Raw genomic sequence first — 16,098 nt, forward strand, 5'->3', positions numbered from 1 at the left:
CCGCGTGCGGGAGCCGTGGAACACCTTCGTCGAGGGCGACAACCTCGACGTGCTCCGGGCGCTCTCGGTGGCGGGAGAGAAGTTCGACCTGATCTACATCGACCCGCCCTACAACACCGGCAGCCTCTTCGCCTACCACGACGACCGGCGCGGTGAGGACGGGCGACGGGCCGGGCGCCACGAGGCCTGGGTCGCCATGATGAGACCCCGGCTGCAGGCGGCGCGGACCGTCATGTCGGAGCGCGCGGCGATCTACGTCTCCATCGACGACAACGAGGCCGCCCACCTCAAGGTGTTGATGGACGAGGTCTTCGAGGAGCGCAACCAGCTCGCGCAGATCGTGGTCAACCTCAACCCCAAGGGTCGCCAGCTCGGCAACGGGTTCGCCACCTCCCACGAGTATCTGCTGGTCTACGCCAAGGACGCCCGGGCCTGCGCGCTGGAGTCGAGCATCCCCGAGGCCGTCAACGAGCAGGACTTCCCGCTCGTCACCGACGACGGGCGTCACTACCGGCGGCTGCCGCTGCGCAACACCAACAAGAAGTTCAACCCGGCGACCGCCCGGACGCTCCACTTCCCGGTGTGGGGAGACCCGGAGTCCGGCCGCGTCGACGTCGAGCCGTTCGACGGCGGCCAGGAGATCTGGCCGGTCTTCGGGGACGGCCGCCCGGCGGTCTGGCGGTGGAGCGCTCCGCTGATCGCGGCCCGCCCCGACGATCTGATGTGCCGTCGCGTACGCGGGAAGCTGGGGGAGCGGGTCGACGTCTACCAGCGTGACTGGCTCTCCCGCGACGCCTCCGGCGAGGCGAGGCGCAAGAAGCTCACCACGATCTGGATGGCCGAGGAGATCGGCTCGACCGACTCCGCCGTCGCGGAGCTGAAGTCCCTGGTGGGGCCGCTGTTCGAGTCGCCGAAGCCGACCGGCCTGATCCGCCGGATCCTGGCCACGATGCCGACCGACGCGCGGGTCCTCGACTTCTTCGCCGGCTCCGGCACCACCGGCCACGCGGTCGCGCTCGCCAACGCGGAGGACGGGGCGCGGCGTACCTGCTGGTCGGTCCAGATCGCCGAGACGACCCGGCCCGGCTCGAACGCGGCCAAGGCCGAGATGGCGTACGTCTCCGACATCACCCGCGCTCGGCTACGGGCCGTCGTCGCCGTCCACGGCAACGGGGGTGCGGAGGGGTTGGTCGAGCGCGATCCGGGTGAACTTCTCGAAACATCTGGTAACCGAGTTACACGGGGCGCGTAAAACACGGCATCGTCTGGGGGCGACCGAAAACCTCACCTCGGGAGACCCCCATGAAACTCCGTGGCCTGTTCATCCTCGCCTGCGGCGCCCTCGTGCCGCTCACGATCCCGGCGGCAGCACACGCCGAGACCTACTCCCAGCCACTCTCGACCGCCATCGGCGACCTCTCGGTCGCGGCCGAGAACCGCACCGGCTACAGCCGTGACCTCTTCCAGCACTGGATCGACGCCGACGGCGACGGCTGCAACACCCGCAACGAGGTGCTGATCGCGGAGGCCGAGGAGGCCCCCACGGTCGGCTCGAGCTGCTCGCTGTCGGGCGGCCGCTGGTACTCCTACTACGACGGCCTGTCCTGGACCGCCACCAGCGACATCGACATCGACCACATGGTCCCCCTCGCGGAGGCCTGGGACTCCGGGGCCCGCACCTGGACCTCGACCGAGCGCAAGAACTACGCCAACGACCTCGGCTACTACGGCTCCCTCGTCGGCGTCACCGACAACGAGAACCAGGAGAAGTCCGACGCCGACCCCGCCGGGTGGATGCCCGACCAGCAGAAGTGCCGCTACCTGAAGGAGTACGTCTCGGTGAAGATCCGCTGGCGCCTCTCCATCGACAGCACCGAGAAGTCGGCCCTCACCAACCTCACCTCGGCCAACGGCTGCGGCAGCCAGTCCGTCTCGGTGACCCTCGCCCGCTGACTCCGCGCCGAATCGGTAGTAGCGGCGGCCGAATCGGTAGAAATGGCGAGCGAGATCCCGATCTCATTCGCCAGAACGACCGATTCGGCCGCCACAACTGAGGACTCGGCTGCCCTAGGATCTCGGGCATGGCGTTCTCTGCCCCACGGGTCACACGTGAGCAGGTGGAGTCCGACGTACGTCGCCGGCTGGCGCGGCTGAAGTCGAAGCGGTGGCACGTGCTGCAGGCCGCCGGGGCAGCCGGGGCGGCGTGGTTCATCGCGGCCGAGCTGCTGGGCCACGTACAACCGGTCTTCGCGCCGATCGCGGCGGTGGTCAGCCTCGGCACCTCCTACGGGCAACGCCTGAGGAGGGTGACGGAGGTGACCATCGGGGTGGCGCTCGGGGTGTTCCTGGGCGACATCGTGGTGCAGATCATCGGCGAGGGCGCCTGGCAGATGACCCTGGTGGTCGCGATGGCCATGGCGGTGGGGATCTTCATCTCCTCGGGTCAGGTCTTCCGCAACCAGGCCGCGGTGCAGTCCATCTTCGTGATGGGGCTGCTGCCGACGCCCGGCGCGGCGTTCACCCGCTGGACCGACGCGCTGATCGGTGGTGCGGTCGCGCTGGTGGCCGCCTCGATCGTCCCTGCCGCGCCGTTGCGGCGACCCGGTGAGCAGGCGGCCGTGGTGGCCAAGAAGATCGCCTCGCTGCTGCGCGCCGCCGGCCAGGTGATGCTCGACGCCGACGCGGTCTACGGGCTCAAGGTGCTCGCCGACGCGCGTGGCACCGACCCGCTGATCCGCGAGCTCCAGGATGCCGCCGACGAGGGCATGTCGGTGCTGACCTCCTCGCCGTTCCGGTTCCGACATCGCAGCCACGTGCACCGGATAGCCGAGATCGTCGAACCGCTCGACCGCGCGTTGCGCAGCACCCGGGTGCTGGTGCGGCGGGCCGCGGTGTCGGCCTATCGCGGCGACATCGTGCCCGAGAGCTACTACCAGCTGGCCTTCGGGCTCGCCGACGCCGTCGACGTCGTCGAGGCCGAGCTCGCCGCGGGTCGTGGGCCGGACGGACTGAGCCAGGAGGCCAGGTCGGTGCTGCTCGCCGTCGGCGAGCAGTCGGCGGAGGTGGAGCGTACGGAATCGCTCAACGCCGAGGTCATCCTCGTCCAGATCAGGTCGATCATCGTCGACCTGCTCGGGGTCACCGGGATGGGGCAGTTCGAGGCGACCGACGCGCTGCCCCCGCTGCCGCCACGCTGACTAGAGCGACCCGCGCAGGTCGCGTACGACCGAGTCGACGACCGCGACCAGATCGCCCTCGGTGGAGGCCGCGATGGCGCGTTGTCGCTGGTAGGAGGCGCCCTTGTGAATGATGTCGTGCACCCCGGCGAGCTCCTTCTCACAGCCCAGGCGCGCGGCCACCGGCTCGAGCCGCACCAGCAGGTCGGCGAGGTCCTCGGCGACCAGCCGCTCCTCGGAGGCGTCGTTGAGGATCACGATCGCGTCCAGGCCGTAGCGGGCAGCGCGCCACTTGTTCTCCTGGACGTGCCAGGGCGGCATGGTGGCGACGGGCTCGCCGGCCGCCACCCGTGCGTCCAGGTCCACGCAGAGACAGTGCGCCAGCGCGGCGATCGCGGCCAGCTCCTGGATCGTGGAGACCCCGTCGCAGATTCGGTTCTCGATGGTGCCGATCCGGGGCGAGGGCCGGATGTCCCAGCGGATCTCGCTGATGTCCTCGATCACGCCGGTGACCGTCTGGTCCGAGACGTACGCCTCGAACTCCTGCCACGTCGCGAACTGGAACGGCAGCCCGGCGGTCGGCAGCTGCTGGAACATCAGCGCCCGGTTGGAGGCGTAGCCGGTGTCCACGCCCGCCCAGATCGGGGATGAGGCCGACAGCGCCTGGAAGTGCGGGTAGTAGGTCAGCAGCCCGTTGAGGACCGGAAGCAGCCGATCCCGCTCCGGCATCCCGACGTGCACGTGTACGCCCCAGATCAGCATCTGTCGCCCCCACCACTGGGTGCGGTTGATCAGCTCCTCGTAGCGATGCCCCGCGGACAGCTCCTGCGTGGTCCACGACGCGAACGGGTGCGTCCCGGCGCCGAAGAGATCCACGCCGAGATCGTCCCCAGCACGTACGACTCCGGCGGTCGTCTCACGGATCTGGTCCATGGCCTCCTCGACGGTCTCGCAGATCCCGGTGACGACCTCGACGGTGTTGCGCAGCAGCTCCTTGTGGATCCGCCCGGGGTGGGGAACCCGCGGCTTGGCCCGGGCGAAGAGATGGTCCGCGACGTTGACCAGATCCCGCGTTTCGCGGTCGACGAGCGCGAGCTCCCACTCGACGCCGAGCGTCGGCCGGGGGGAGGGATGGAAGTCGATCCGCATGTATTGAGCGTTCCTTGAGCGGGCCCGTTTGTCGAGCATCGTGAATGCCTGTCGTTCACCGGGCCGATGGCACCATTTGATCGATGGACGCGCGTGAGGTGAACCTGACTCTGGACTTCTGCCTCCGCGTCGGTGAGCTGCTGATCTCGACCGGCGCCGGGGCCGCTGACGTAACCGCGACGATGAGGTCGCTGGCCCAGCATCTGGGCCTTCGCGAGGCCGAGGTCGACGTCACCTACACCAGCCTCTCGATGAGCTATCAGGCCGATCCCGAGGCCATCCCGATCCACACCACCCGCCAGGTCAAGAACCGGACGATCGACTACGACCACCTGACCGCCGTCGACCACCTGGTCCGCCAGGTCGTACGTGACGAGGTCGACCTCCAGGGCGCTCGGATCGCGCTCGGCCGCATCATCTCCGGCGGCCACCGCCGGCCACGCTGGGCGGTGACGCTCGGGATGGCGGTGATGGCGGCCGCGTTCACCGTCTACGTCGGTGGTGAGGTCCGCGTGGTCGTCCTCGCCTTCATCTCCGGTGCCGCGATCGACCAGCTGCAGCACTTCCTGCACCGTCGCTGGCGACTGCCCCTCTTCTACCTGCAGGTCGCCGGGGCGGGCCTGGCCACGCTGCTCGCGGTCATCGCCGCGGCGCTGCCGCTGGACCTCGACGTCTCCACCTCCATCGCCGCCAACATCACCGTGATGCTGGCCGGGATCAGCTTCATGGGTGCCCTCCAGGACGCCCTGACCGGCTTCCATGTGACCGCCAGTGCCCGGATCATGGAGGCCCTGGTCTCCACGGCCGGGATCATCGCCGGGGTCACCGGTGGTCTGGTCTTCGCGGGCGCCGTCGGGGTGCCGATCCATGGCGCGGTGACGAGCAGCGTCACGTCGCTGCAGTCGATCACCCTCGCCACCGCCGGCGGTGCGGTCGGTGCCGCGGCGTTCGCCTACGCAGCGTACGCACCCAAGCGGACGCTGGCCCCGATCGCGGTCATCGCCGCCATCGCCGTGATCCTCTCGATCGTCGTCCCCGGCGACGTCGGGCGTACGTGGCGGGTGGCCGTGGCCGCCCTCTTCATCGGTCTGATCGCCTACTCCGTCGCCACCCGGCTGAAGGTGCCGCCGCTGGTGGTCGTCGTCTCCTCGGTCGTGCCGTTCCTGCCCGGCTACTCGATCTACCGCGGCCTCACCATGCTCGCCCAGGAGACCCCGGCGACCACCTCGGTCGGCCTGGTCGCCCTGTTCACCGCGGCCTCGGTCGCGCTCGCTCTCGCCTCCGGCGTCTACCTGGGCGAATACATCGCCCAGCCGCTCAGCCGCCGGTCGTGGCGGATCGAGACGCGGCTCTCCGGGCCGCGCCTCGTCGGTCCGTTGCGGAAGGACCGGGCCACCCCGGTGCCGGTCGCCGAGACCGACTCCTAGGCCCTCACCGACCGGCCAGCGCCTCGAACCAGCGCTCGGATGTGGCGTCGTACGGCGCCCGGCTCTCCTTGACCGCGAGGTAGACCCGCTCGGCGGAGTCCTCGGTCATCGAGATGATCTCGGGCGGGTAGCCGTACTCGATCTGGTGGTGCTCGAACTCGTCCTGGTCGTCGATGTAGATCGAGCCGTCGAACTTCTTGACCACGTCGAGGTCCAGGTCGATACAGGTGACCGTCGAGTCCTGCCACACCGGCGGAGTGCACATGTCGACATATATCTGCGAGCTGACCTGCTCGTTGGGCCGGTTGAACGCGGGGAAATGGGCCGCGTCGTGGTGGGGCACCAGGCTGACCGACTCCCAGTCGGCGACCCAGCCCCGCCCCGGGCGGGCGAACGCGGTGCCGACCGGGTGACCGATCCACTCACCGTGCTCGTCCTCGCCGAGGTAGACGCCCGTGAAGGACCAGTGAGGCCGGCCACCCCATTTCGTGAACTCGACACGAACAGGGTGACCGGCCTCGAAGCGCATGGCGTCAGTCTGCCTCAGCCTTGCTTCTTCGGCATCACGTACTTGGCCCCCAGGGCGATGAGGTCCTGGTAGCGCGAGCCGGTGAACTTGCCGAAGTTGTGGATGACGTGGGCGTCGAGGCCGACCAGCACCCGGGCCTGCTTCTTCTCGATGCCCTTGACGATGATCTCGGCGGCGCGCGACGGCTCCATCTTGGCGAGCTTCTCGTCGAAGAACTTCGCGGTCGCGGCCTGGTCGTCCTTGGCCGAGACGCGGGCGCTGCGGGCGACCGCGGTCTTGATGCCACCGGGGTGGACCGAGGTGATGCCCACCTTGTGGCCGTCGATCAGCATCTCCTCGCGCAGCGCCTCGGTGAAGCCGCGCACGGCGTACTTCGCCGCGTTGTAGAAGGCCTGGTCGGGCATCGAGACCAGCCCGAACAGCGAGGAGATGTTCACGATGTGCGCGTCGCCGGACTCGATCAGGGCCGGCAGGAAGAACTTCGTGCCGTGCACGACGCCCCACCAGTCGATGCCGATGATCCAGTCGATGTCGTCCCAGTCGAGGTCGTTGACCCGACCCGAGAGCGCGACGCCGGCGTTGTTGATGACCACGTTGACGGTGCCGAAGTGGGCGATGACGCCCTCGGCGTACGTCTTGAAGGCCTCGCGGTCGGCGACGTCGAGCTTGTCTTCCTTGATCTCGCGGGCGCCGGCCTGCTTGGCGAGCTCGACGGTCTCGGCCAGGCCGGCCTCGTTGACGTCGGAGAGCGCCAGGCGGGCGCCGCGGCCGGCCAGGTTGACCGCGAGGGCGCGGCCGATCCCGGAACCGGCTCCGGTGAGTACGACTACCTTGTCGTCGAAGGACTTCATGCGGGGACACTCTCCTCGGTCTTGTCGGTCTTGTCCGCCGTGGTGGCGGCGGTGACGGCGTACTTGTCGACGTCGAACTTGCTGGTCAGGTGGCGGAACAGGAACGTGAAGCTCGGCCACAGGGTGGTGTTGCGGCCGTGCTCGTCGAGATACCACGACGCGCAGCCGCCCTCCGACCAGACGGTCTTGTCCATCTTGCGCTGCAGGTCGTCGTTCCAGGCGGAGGTGGCGTCCTCGGTCGGCTCGATGGTGGCGTAGGAGTTGGTACGCATCGTGCGGATGGCGTCGCGGATGTAGGCCACCTGCGACTCGATCATGTAGACCATCGAGGAGTGGCCCAGGCCGGTGTTGGGGCCGACCACGAAGAAGAGGTTGGGGAACTCCGGGACCGTGGTGCCCTTGTAGGCGCTCATCCCGGTCTCCGTGAACCGCTCGGCCATGGTGCGGCCCTTGCTGCCGGTGATCGCATGGGCGATCGGCAGGTCGGTGGTGTAGAAGCCGGTCGCCACGACGAGGACGTCGATCTCGCGGGTGGTGCCGTCCTTGGCGACGATCGCGTTCTCGCTCACCCGGTCGATGCCGTCGGTGATCAGGTCGACGTTGTCGGCGGCCAGCGCCGGGTAGTAGGCGTTGGAGATCAGCGTGCGCTTGCAGCCGAGCGTGTAGTCGGGGGTGACCTTGCGGCGCAGCTCGGGGTCCTTGATGCCGCGGCGGATGTTGTTCTGCGCCATCAGCTGGTGGGCCAGGGTGAGCTTGGGCTGCACGGCGAGACCCAGGACGCGGACCTCGAGGCCCCAGTAGACCGCCGCACGGGCGAGGCGCTGGACGCCCGGGACGTGGCGGAAGGCGGCCTTCTCGAGCTTGGAGTAACGGTGCTCGTTGCGGGGGAGGACCCAGGGCGCGGTGCGCTGGTAGACGTCCAGGCGCGCCGCCTTCTTCTGGATCTCCGGGACGATCTGGATCGAGCTCGCGCCGGTGCCGATCACCGCGACGCGCTTGCCTTCCAGCGAGACGTCGTGGTTCCACTGGGCGGAGTGGAAGATCTCGCCCTGGAAGCCCTCGATGCCCGCGATGTCCGGGAGCCTGGGCTCGGAGAGCGCGCCGGGGCCGGCGATGACGGTGGTCGCTGCGTACGCCTTCTTCCCGGCCTTGCCCTCGGTCTCGACGAGCCAGCGCTGCCGGGTCTCGTCCCAGGTCGCGGAGGTCATCGCGGTGTCGAAGACGAAGCGGTCCAGCGTGCCGGAGCCTTCGGCGACCTTCTTGATGTACGCCTCGATCTCCGGCTGGGGCGAGAAGCTCATCGACCAGTCGGGGTTGAGCGCGAACGAGTAGCTGTAGAGCTGGCTGGGTACGTCGCAGGCGGCACCGGGGTAGGTGTTGTCGCGCCAGGTGCCGCCGACGCCGGAGCCCTTCTCGATGACGACGAAGTCGCGCTCGCCGTCCTCCTCGAGCTTGATCGCCGCGCACAGGCCTCCGAAGCCGGCACCGACGATCAGGTGGTCGACAGGGGTGAGGTCAGCAGTGGTCATACTTCGAGTATGGCTTGCCTATTGAACAAGTGTCAATAGAATGGATGGCATGAGCCAACGGACGAGACTGACGCCCGAGCAGCGCCGCGAGCAGCTGCTCGACCTGGGCATTCGCCTCTTCGCGCACCACTCCCTCGACGAGATCTCGATCGACCTGGTGGCGCGTGAGGCCGGCATCTCGCGCGGGCTGCTCTACCACTACTTCGGCGACAAGCTGGCCTTCCGTGAGGCGGTCGTACGTCGCGCCGCCGACGCCCTCGTCGCCCAGACCGCTCCGCCTTCGACGGGGGAGCCGGTCGAGCGGCTGCTGGCGTCGATGACCGCGTACGTGGACTTCGTCGACGCCAACTACGAGGGGTACGTCTCGATGGTCCGCGGCGCCGCGAGCGACCCGGTCCTGCGTCAGATCTACGACGACGCCTTCGGTGCGCTGGGGCTCCGGATCTTCGATGCCGGTGCCAACTTCGTCGAGGACACCCCCGCCGCGCGCCTGATCGTGCGTGGGTGGCAGGCGATGTCCGAGGAGCTGGTGCTGTCCTGGAAGGCAGACCCCGCAGGACTGTCGCGCGAGGATCTGCTCGGGGTGCTCGCGGGGTCGTTGCCGGTGCTGCTGGAGATGCTTGGGCAGACGGCGCGCACCTAGGAAGCGGTCATCCGGTCCCAACCGATCGACGACCGACTACGTCAGTAGAGCGTCGGGGGTTGGAACCGGAGAAGGAGAGACGTTGAGCAGGGACGAGGAGTTCACCGCCTATGTCAGGGAGAGGCGCGCACACCTCTACCGCGCGGCCTACCTGCTGTGCGGTGACGAGCATCGCGCCGAGGACATCGTGCAGCTGACGCTGTCGAAGGTGTATGCGGCGTGGCGGCGGGTGCGGAAGGCCGACAGCGTCGACGCCTACGTACGTCGGGTGCTGGTCAACAGCCATCTCGACGAGGGCCGCCGTCCGTGGCGGCGCGAGCGAGCGGGAGAGGTCGCCGACCGGCCGGCGCCGACCGGCCTCGGTGCCGAGGACCTCGATGAGCTCTGGACTGCGCTGCGGGCCCTTCCCGCAGGTCAGAGACGGGTTGTGGTGCTTCGTCACTACTGGGGTCTGTCGGTCGAGGAGACCGCCGCCGACCTCGGTGTCGCCGTGGGGACGGTCAAGAGTCAGACCGCTGCCGCTCTGACCAACCTTCGTCATGCCCTCCGTCCCGACAACGCTGCCCGAGGAGGCCGGCGATGAACACATCCGAAGACGACGTCCTGCTCGGCGATGGTCTCCACCGACTCGGCGCCACCGCGACCGTCCCGATCTCGGCTCCGACCGAGGACGTACGCCGCGGGCGCCGCCGCGTACGTCGCAACCGCCTCGTCGCTGCTGCCGGCACCGTCTTGGCGGTCGGGATCATCGGCGTCGCCGGGGTGGCGCTGCGGCCCGTCGTTGCGGACCGGGCCACGGATCCGGCGGATTCCCCGACCGCAACGTCGACATCGTCGGTACGTCAGGCCGAGTCGGTCGCACAGGCGCTGCCCAACAGCCTGAACCTGGCGATCAACCTGATCTTCGAGCGTGAAGGTGTCATGGCAGCCGTCCCCGACGTGGTGCTGAGGCCGTTGCAGGCGACGACCGATGAGGCCATCACCACCTGGAGCGCGACGGCGGAGCAGATCGACGCCGGCGGGAACCAAGAGCTGGCGGATCGCATCTCCAGGATCCAGCGGTCGTTGGACGGCATGGCGCAGATGCGGTCCGACATCCTTGACAAGGCCGACCCCCAGGCGGGGCAGATGGCCTACATGGCAGTCGTCAACGACCTCCTCGCGACGTCGACGCTCGTGCCGCGGGTCGGCGACGCCGAGATCGACTCCGAGATCGAGGCGCTCGGCAGCATGCAGCCGGCCTTCGATTCGCTCCTGGAGGAGCGGGCCGTGATGACGGACGCCCTCGCCAAGCACGAGCAGCCGGGTGCTGTCCAAGCCGAGCCCCTCAGCAAGGAGGGCCTCGTCTCGCTGGCTGCGGCCGAGGCCACCTGGCGTCGATCGCTCGCGGACTTCTACACCGCGACCTCGGAGCGTCAGCGCAAGACGCTCGACGAGATCACCTACAACACCGCGACCGACGGGGCCATCGGGGTTCCCGCGCACCGGGCGGTCAACCAGATCCTGTCCACCGGCAGCCTGGACCGGGTGACGATGACGCCTGAGGAGTACACGGCGTCCTGGACCGAGCTGATCCGCAGACTGCAGGAGCTGTTCGTCGCCGCGGAGAACGAGATCATCGACGATCTCGCCGCGCTCGACGGCTAGAAGACGAGTAACACGTCGTTCGACGTACTGTCCGGTCGCTCTCGCAGGGCGACCAGTACGTCGAACGACGTGTTACAGCGCGGTCGGGACCTACTCGGAGACAGCGGCCTCGAGCTGGTCGAGGGCCCAGTGGAGGTCCTCCTCGTCGATCACCAGGGGCGGGGCGAGGCGGATGGTGGAGCCGTGGGTGTCCTTGGCGAGTACGCCGCGGGCCAGGAGGCGCTCGCAGATCTCGCGGCCGGTGGCGATGGTCGGGTCGATGTCGACGCCGGCCCACAGGCCGCGGGAGCGGAAGCCGACGATGCCGTTGCCGACCATCGCCAGCAGCCGGTCGCGCAGGACCTGGCCGAGCGCCTCGGCGCGGGCCTGGAACTCGCCGGTCTCGAGCAGGTCGACGACGGCGGTGCCGACAGCGCAGGCGAGCGGGTTGCCACCGAAGGTGGAACCGTGCTGGCCGGGGCCGATGACACCGAGCACGTCGCGGTCGGCGACGACCGCCGAGACCGGGACGATGCCGCCGCCGAGGGCCTTGCCGAGGATGTACATGTCCGGCTTCACGCCGGCGTGGTCGCAGGCGAAGGTGTAGCCGGTGCGGCCCAGGCCGGCCTGGATCTCGTCGGCGGCGAAGAGCACGTTCTCGCGGGTGCAGACCTCGCGCAGCCCGATCAGGAAGTCGTCGCCGGGAATGACGACGCCGGACTCGCCCTGGATCGGCTCGACCAGCACGGCCACCGTGTTGGGGGTGATGGCGGCCTCGATCGCGGCGAGGTCGGCGTAGGGGACCATCACGAAGCCGGGGGCGAACGGGCCGAAGCCGTCGCGCGCGTCGGCGTCGTCGGAGAAGCCGACGATCGTGGTGGTGCGGCCGTGGAAGTTGCCGGCCATCACGATGATCTCGGCCTGGTCGGCAGGGACACCCTTGACGTCGTAGCCCCACTTGCGGGCGACCTTGATCGCGGTCTCGACGGCCTCGGCGCCGGTGTTCATCGGCAGCACCATGTCCTTGCCGCACATCGCGGCCAGGCGGGCGGTGAACTCGGCGAACTGGTCGTGCACGAACGCCCGCGACGTCAAGGTGACCTTGTCGAGCTGTTCACGGGCCGCGGACAGCAGTGCGGGGTGGCCGTGACCGAAGTTCAGCGCGCTGTAGCCGGCCAGCATGTCGAGGCAGCGGCGGCCGTCGACGTCGGTCACCCAGGCGCCCTCGGCGTGGCTGATCACCACCTCGAGGGGGTGATAGTTGTGCGCGGAGTGCTCCTCGGCGGCCGCGAAGGCGGCGGGGGTCAGGCTGTTCGCAACGGTGTCCTGAGCTTCGTTGAGCAGGGTCATCGCACTCCTCCATCTCGTGGGGTGTCTCGGTGATCTGAGCCAAGATCATCTGATTGTCAGACAATCCTACGAGCAGGCTACGCCAGATGTCGCATCGCTGTCGCGGGCTCGGTAACGCAGCGGTAAATATCGGTGCCGAGAGGGGCTCGACGAGATAGGTTCCGTCAGCCATCTCGGCCCGCTTCGCGTTCTCTGGCAGCGAAGCGACCCACAGACCATCTCGGGTGTAGAAACTCGGAGGAACCACAGATGCGCGTACGCGCACTGGTGGCGGCTGCTGCCGTCGCCCTGATCGTGCCGGCGGTGCCGGCGTTTGCGACGGAGACCCCGTCGACGACCACGGAGCCGTCGGAGACGACCACCGTCGAGCCGTCACAGCCCGAGACGGAGCCCGCGACCGACCCCGCGACCGAGACCCGGCCCGAGACCGTCAGCGGGCCGGCCGCCGGCGCTGAGGGTGCGGCCGAGGAGCCGACCGCCGCCGTGGTGACCACCGTCGTGATCACCGTTCCCGCGACGACCCCCGCCGGCGGTGCGACCTTCCCCGTGACGTACGACGTGGAGAACGTCGAGGCGCTCGGGGCCAACCCGGTCGCGAACTGGACGATCACCGGCTCGAACGGCACCTCGCCGAGCGGCCCGCAGTCGGCGCCGATCACGCTGGACGCCGACGGCGTCGCGACGGTCCAGGCGACGATGCCGACCGCGACCGACACGTACCGGCTCACCGGGTTCGTCGAGGGTGAGGGTGGCGCGACGGACTCCGTCACCGTCGACCTCGGCTCCGTCGACGCGACCAAGCCGGTCGTCACCCTGAGCCGCAGCCTGACGACCTTCTACCCCTACAAGGACGGCTACCGCGACACGGTCACGGCGAAGTTCACCGTGAACGAGACCGTCGGCTTCACCGCGAAGGTGGTCACCGGCGGCGGCACCCTGGTCCGCACCCTGGGCTCGTCCTCGAGCTTCTCCGGCACCACGTCCTATGCGTGGAACGGCTACAACAACGCCGGCAGCCGGGTCTCGGGCACCTACTACATCCGCATCGAGACCAAGGACAAGGTCGGCAACGCCACCAACGCCCAGATCTCGGTCGCCGCGTCGGCCAAGAAGCTGACCTGGAAGACCTACAGCCGGACGGTCACCGCCGCGGACGCCCTCGACTACAAGTACGTCGGCTCCTGCTCGACCCTCAAGGCGCCCGCTCGCAGCGACTGGTCGGAGTCTCGCGGACTGCGCTCGAACACACGCTGCAAGGCGTCGGCCACCAGCTCCAAGGCGACCGTCTACACCGAGAACGTCAAGTGCCTGCCGAAGTCGGTGGACGGCAACTACCGCAACCTGTCGCTGAAGCACTACGGCGGTCGGCCGAAGGGCTACACGAAGAACGTCTACATGGTCTCCACCGTCCTGCGTCCCTCCGACTGGGCGGCGCGTCAGAAGCACCAGTTCGGCAACTCGGTCAAGTGGAAGACGATGGCGTCCGTGGCCTCGCCCAACAGCCTGATCCAGAGCCGCACCTCGACGCAGTACTGCCCCGCCGTGTGGTGGACCGCCGGGCTCAACTCGAGCTCGCGCTACGACGTGTGGAAGTACTCGGTCGGCATCCAGTACCGAGTGCTCGCGTGACCGTGGCACGCAAGCTGATGCTCGCCGCCGCGGCGGTGGTGCTGGTCGCCGGTGGTGCGTTCGGAAGCGCCTTCGCCCTCGCCGGCGAAGACGAGCCGAGGCGGCCCGTCGTCGAGAAGGAGCAGCCGGCTCCGCAGGGACCCGAGGAGCGTCCGGCCCCGGGTCCCGAGGAAGTCGCCGACCTGTACGCCCCCGAGGGTGAGGTCGGCGCCGACCACTAGTCGAACAGGAAGCAGAAGACGTACGCCGCCCGGCAGCGCCGGGCGGCGTACGTCTGACTCTTCACCGAAGTCAAAGGTCCGGCACAGCCTCAGCACAGGAACCGGGCGGACTCTGGAACCATGAGCGACAAGAGTACGGACGACGAGGCGCCCGAGCCGGTGCAGCCGACGGTCGAGCAGCCTGCTCCAGAGGCGGGCGCCTCCGCCCCGCCCGCGTACGCCCCGCCGGCCTTCGGTCCGCCGACCGCGGTTGCTGCCGTCCCGGCCGCACCGAAGAAGAAGCTCTCCGAGCGGGTCTTCGGCTGGAAGAGCGTCGCGACCGCGGCGGCCGTCGGGCTCGTCCTCGGTGGTGGCGTCGCCGCCGGGGTCGCTGCGGCCGTCGTCGACGGTGGTTCCGATCAGGGTCAGCGCGAGCTCGGCCAGATGCGAGGCGACGGTCAGATGCCGTACGGCCAGGTGCCCGACGGTGGCCAGTTCCCGGACGATCAGTTCCCGGACGATCAGTTCCCGGACGGCGGCCAGATGCCCGACTTCGGCCAGGGCGACCGTGGTCCGGGCGACTTCGGCCGGCAACAGGACCAGTCCGAAGGACAGTCCTCCCCGGGTCAGTCGAGCTGACCCGCCCAAGATCGCGTACGCCGCCCGGCTCCCCGACCAGCGGCGTACGTCTTGATTTGTCTCCGCCCTGCGGGGGCTCGTAACCTTGTTCGGTCGTGACTCCTGCCGCGTCCTGATCCCTGGTTCGATGAGAACTGTCGCACGGTCAGGGGCGCAGATCCGGATGACTGCCGCTGGGATATCCCGGCGGCGGGGCAAGCCGGGCCGTGTTCGTCAGAAGCCACGCAGCTCCATCCCGCCTCCTGCACCCGCTGGGCGGGCACTACGAACTAAGAAGGCACACGTGCGTACTTACGCTCCCAAGCCGGGCGACATCGAGCGCGCCTGGCTCGTGATCGACGCGACCGACGTCCGTCTCGGCCGCCTCGCTGTCCAGGTCGCCGAGCTCCTCCGCGGCAAGCACAAGGCGATCTTCGCGCCCAACGCGGACACCGGCGACTTCGTCATCGTCATCAACGCCGAGAAGGTCTCCCTCTCCGGCAACAAGAAGACCACCAAGATGGCCTACCGTCACTCGGGTTACCCGGGCGGTCTGACGGCCACCCCGATCGGTGAGGTCCTGGACAAGGACGCTCGCAAGGCGATCGAGAAGGCGGTGTGGGGCATGCTGCCGAAGAACAAGCTCGGCCGTCAGATGCTCAAGAAGCTGAAGGTCTACTCCGGCCCTGAGCACCCGCACGCCGCGCAGCAGGCCGTTCCGTTCGAGATCAAGCAGATCGCCCAGTGAGCCAGGACCAGGACATGACTGAGAACACCGTAGAGGTCGAGGAGACCTTCGAGACCGACGAGCAGGGCCTCGCGTACACCTCCGAGAGCGCTCCGTCCGCCGACACCCCCGAGCGCCCGGCGACCATCGCCCCGGCTGCCGCCACCGGCCGCCGCAAGGAGTCCGTCGCCCGCGTCCGGATCGTCCCGGGCACCGGTGAGTGGACCATCAACGGTCGCACCATCGAGGACTACTTCCCCAACAAGCTGCACCAGCAGATCGCGAACGAGCCGTTCGCCGCACTGCAGCTCGAGGGTCGCTTCGACGTGATCGCCCGCATCGACGGCGGCGGCATCGCCGGTCAGGCCGGCGCGCTGCGTCTCGGCGTGGCCCGTGCACTGAACGACGTCGACGTCGAGGCCAACCGCCCGACCCTGAAGAAGGCCGGTCTGCTGACCCGCGACGCCCGCGTCGTGGAGCGTAAGAAGGCCGGTCTCAAGAAGGCCCGCAAGGCCTCACAGTTCAGCAAGCGCTGATCGCCCAGGCGATCGCCTAGCATTGTTGGGGGGGGGGGGGGCGGCGGGGGCCCCCCCCCCCACACCCGACACCCCACCACAGAACAGCCCGCCCCCCCCGCGAGAAAA

Annotated in this window: 17 protein-coding genes; 12 read left to right on the forward strand and 5 right to left on the reverse strand. The window is 68.9% G+C overall.

All coding sequences use genetic code 11. The features are described from left to right. Nucleotides 1–4 precede the first annotated feature (4 nt). From ABZ796_RS14390 to ABZ796_RS14400, 3 genes are all read left to right on the forward strand, one after another. Entirely contained in the window at nucleotides 5–1,252 is a 1,248-nt protein-coding gene (locus tag ABZ796_RS14390) for a site-specific DNA-methyltransferase (protein ID WP_357337666.1), read from the forward strand. Nucleotides 1,253–1,302: 50 nt separating this feature from the next. Beyond that, nucleotides 1,303–1,953 carry an HNH endonuclease family protein gene (locus ABZ796_RS14395; RefSeq protein ID WP_357337668.1) on the forward strand — a complete coding sequence of 217 codons (651 nt, stop codon included), beginning with the start codon at nucleotides 1,303–1,305 and terminating at the stop codon, nucleotides 1,951–1,953. Nucleotides 1,954–2,081: 128 nt separating this feature from the next. Next, nucleotides 2,082–3,197: an FUSC family protein gene (locus ABZ796_RS14400; RefSeq protein ID WP_357337669.1), complete on the forward strand. Its 1,116-nt coding sequence runs from the start codon at nucleotides 2,082–2,084 to the stop codon at nucleotides 3,195–3,197. Here the strand turns inward: ABZ796_RS14400 and ABZ796_RS14405 are convergent, their stop codons facing one another. Then, a complete protein-coding gene (locus tag ABZ796_RS14405; RefSeq protein WP_357337671.1) occupies nucleotides 3,198–4,325 on the reverse strand; it encodes a glutamate--cysteine ligase in 1,128 nt (375 codons plus the stop codon). Nucleotides 4,326–4,408: 83 nt separating this feature from the next. Here ABZ796_RS14405 and ABZ796_RS14410 point away from each other — a divergent pair, with 83 nt between their 5' ends. Next, nucleotides 4,409–5,752: a threonine/serine exporter family protein gene (locus tag ABZ796_RS14410; protein ID WP_357337672.1), complete on the forward strand. Its 1,344-nt coding sequence runs from the start codon at nucleotides 4,409–4,411 to the stop codon at nucleotides 5,750–5,752. A 4-nt stretch (nucleotides 5,753–5,756) separates the two neighbouring features. Here the strand turns inward: ABZ796_RS14410 and ABZ796_RS14415 are convergent, their stop codons facing one another. From ABZ796_RS14415 to ABZ796_RS14425, 3 genes are read right to left on the reverse strand one after another with little or no spacing between them, the layout of a single operon-like run. Then, nucleotides 5,757–6,281 carry a DUF402 domain-containing protein gene (locus tag ABZ796_RS14415; RefSeq protein WP_357337674.1) on the reverse strand — a complete coding sequence of 175 codons (525 nt, stop codon included), beginning with the start codon at nucleotides 6,279–6,281 and terminating at the stop codon, nucleotides 5,757–5,759. A gap of 14 nt (nucleotides 6,282–6,295) precedes the next feature. Then, on the reverse strand, nucleotides 6,296–7,132 hold the full coding sequence (locus ABZ796_RS14420; RefSeq protein WP_357337675.1) for an SDR family NAD(P)-dependent oxidoreductase: 837 nt from the start codon (nucleotides 7,130–7,132) through the stop codon (nucleotides 6,296–6,298). Further along, complete coding sequence (locus tag ABZ796_RS14425; protein WP_357337677.1) at nucleotides 7,129–8,661, reverse strand: NAD(P)/FAD-dependent oxidoreductase; 1,533 nt, start codon at nucleotides 8,659–8,661, stop codon at nucleotides 7,129–7,131. Before ABZ796_RS14425 ends, ABZ796_RS14420 begins: the two co-directional genes overlap by 4 nt. 49 nt (nucleotides 8,662–8,710) lie before the next feature. Between ABZ796_RS14425 and ABZ796_RS14430 the strand changes: the two genes are divergently transcribed. The 3 genes from ABZ796_RS14430 (at nucleotide 8,711) to ABZ796_RS14440 (ending at nucleotide 10,951) form a co-directional block, all read left to right on the forward strand. Beyond that, nucleotides 8,711–9,304, forward strand: coding sequence for a TetR/AcrR family transcriptional regulator (locus tag ABZ796_RS14430; protein WP_357337678.1), 594 nt, complete (start codon nucleotides 8,711–8,713; stop codon nucleotides 9,302–9,304). 82 nt (nucleotides 9,305–9,386) lie between these two features. Continuing rightward, nucleotides 9,387–9,887, forward strand: coding sequence for a SigE family RNA polymerase sigma factor (locus ABZ796_RS14435; RefSeq protein ID WP_357337680.1), 501 nt, complete (start codon nucleotides 9,387–9,389; stop codon nucleotides 9,885–9,887). Then, nucleotides 9,884–10,951, forward strand: a complete 1,068-nt coding sequence (locus ABZ796_RS14440; RefSeq protein WP_357337682.1) for a nitrate- and nitrite sensing domain-containing protein — start codon at nucleotides 9,884–9,886, stop codon at nucleotides 10,949–10,951. The genes ABZ796_RS14435 and ABZ796_RS14440 overlap by 4 nt, the downstream gene beginning before the upstream one ends. Nucleotides 10,952–11,041: 90 nt before the next feature. On the opposite strand, the gene rocD is transcribed toward ABZ796_RS14440, so the two are convergent. Then, entirely contained in the window at nucleotides 11,042–12,280 is a 1,239-nt protein-coding gene (gene rocD, locus ABZ796_RS14445; protein WP_357337683.1) for an ornithine--oxo-acid transaminase, read from the reverse strand. Nucleotides 12,281–12,529: 249 nt separating this feature from the next. Here rocD and ABZ796_RS14450 point away from each other — a divergent pair, with 249 nt between their 5' ends. The 5 genes from ABZ796_RS14450 to rpsI all read left to right on the forward strand — a co-directional run bounded on the left by ABZ796_RS14450 (nucleotide 12,530) and on the right by rpsI (nucleotide 15,990). Then, nucleotides 12,530–13,909, forward strand: a complete 1,380-nt coding sequence (locus ABZ796_RS14450; RefSeq protein WP_357337685.1) for a hypothetical protein — start codon at nucleotides 12,530–12,532, stop codon at nucleotides 13,907–13,909. Beyond that, nucleotides 13,906–14,130: a hypothetical protein gene (locus ABZ796_RS14455; RefSeq protein ID WP_357337686.1), complete on the forward strand. Its 225-nt coding sequence runs from the start codon at nucleotides 13,906–13,908 to the stop codon at nucleotides 14,128–14,130. Before ABZ796_RS14450 ends, ABZ796_RS14455 begins: the two co-directional genes overlap by 4 nt. A gap of 120 nt (nucleotides 14,131–14,250) precedes the next feature. Beyond that, entirely contained in the window at nucleotides 14,251–14,748 is a 498-nt protein-coding gene (locus ABZ796_RS14460; RefSeq protein ID WP_357337688.1) for a hypothetical protein, read from the forward strand. A gap of 283 nt (nucleotides 14,749–15,031) precedes the next feature. Continuing rightward, nucleotides 15,032–15,475 carry a 50S ribosomal protein L13 gene (rplM, locus tag ABZ796_RS14465; protein WP_357337689.1) on the forward strand — a complete coding sequence of 148 codons (444 nt, stop codon included), beginning with the start codon at nucleotides 15,032–15,034 and terminating at the stop codon, nucleotides 15,473–15,475. A gap of 14 nt (nucleotides 15,476–15,489) precedes the next feature. Next, the gene (rpsI, locus tag ABZ796_RS14470) at nucleotides 15,490–15,990 is read left to right on the forward strand and encodes a 30S ribosomal protein S9 (protein WP_160025356.1); all 501 of its coding nucleotides are present in this window, start codon (nucleotides 15,490–15,492) and stop codon (nucleotides 15,988–15,990) included. Nucleotides 15,991–16,098 lie beyond the last annotated feature (108 nt).

Origin of the sequence: Nocardioides sp. NPDC047086 (assembly GCF_040643685.1) — a bacterium.
In the GTDB taxonomy this organism is placed as follows: Bacteria; Actinomycetota; Actinomycetes; order Propionibacteriales; family Nocardioidaceae; genus Nocardioides.

Bases quoted from the DNA above. Each gene is read 5' to 3' on its own strand.
- rocD (WP_357337683.1), bottom strand. From the start codon at position 12,280: ATGACCCTGCTCAACGAAGCTCAGGACACCGTTGCGAACAGCCTGACC.
- ABZ796_RS14400 (WP_357337669.1), top strand. From the start codon at position 2,082: ATGGCGTTCTCTGCCCCACGGGTCACACGTGAGCAGGTGGAGTCCGAC.
- ABZ796_RS14415 (WP_357337674.1), bottom strand. From the start codon at position 6,281: ATGCGCTTCGAGGCCGGTCACCCTGTTCGTGTCGAGTTCACGAAATGG.
- ABZ796_RS14440 (WP_357337682.1), top strand. From the start codon at position 9,884: ATGAACACATCCGAAGACGACGTCCTGCTCGGCGATGGTCTCCACCGA.
- ABZ796_RS14410 (WP_357337672.1), top strand. From the start codon at position 4,409: ATGGACGCGCGTGAGGTGAACCTGACTCTGGACTTCTGCCTCCGCGTC.
- ABZ796_RS14405 (WP_357337671.1), bottom strand. From the start codon at position 4,325: ATGCGGATCGACTTCCATCCCTCCCCCCGGCCGACGCTCGGCGTCGAG.
- rpsI (WP_160025356.1), top strand. From the start codon at position 15,490: ATGACTGAGAACACCGTAGAGGTCGAGGAGACCTTCGAGACCGACGAG.
- ABZ796_RS14430 (WP_357337678.1), top strand. From the start codon at position 8,711: ATGAGCCAACGGACGAGACTGACGCCCGAGCAGCGCCGCGAGCAGCTG.
- ABZ796_RS14420 (WP_357337675.1), bottom strand. From the start codon at position 7,132: ATGAAGTCCTTCGACGACAAGGTAGTCGTACTCACCGGAGCCGGTTCC.
- ABZ796_RS14395 (WP_357337668.1), top strand. From the start codon at position 1,303: ATGAAACTCCGTGGCCTGTTCATCCTCGCCTGCGGCGCCCTCGTGCCG.
- ABZ796_RS14425 (WP_357337677.1), bottom strand. From the start codon at position 8,661: ATGACCACTGCTGACCTCACCCCTGTCGACCACCTGATCGTCGGTGCC.
- ABZ796_RS14450 (WP_357337685.1), top strand. From the start codon at position 12,530: ATGCGCGTACGCGCACTGGTGGCGGCTGCTGCCGTCGCCCTGATCGTG.
- ABZ796_RS14460 (WP_357337688.1), top strand. From the start codon at position 14,251: ATGAGCGACAAGAGTACGGACGACGAGGCGCCCGAGCCGGTGCAGCCG.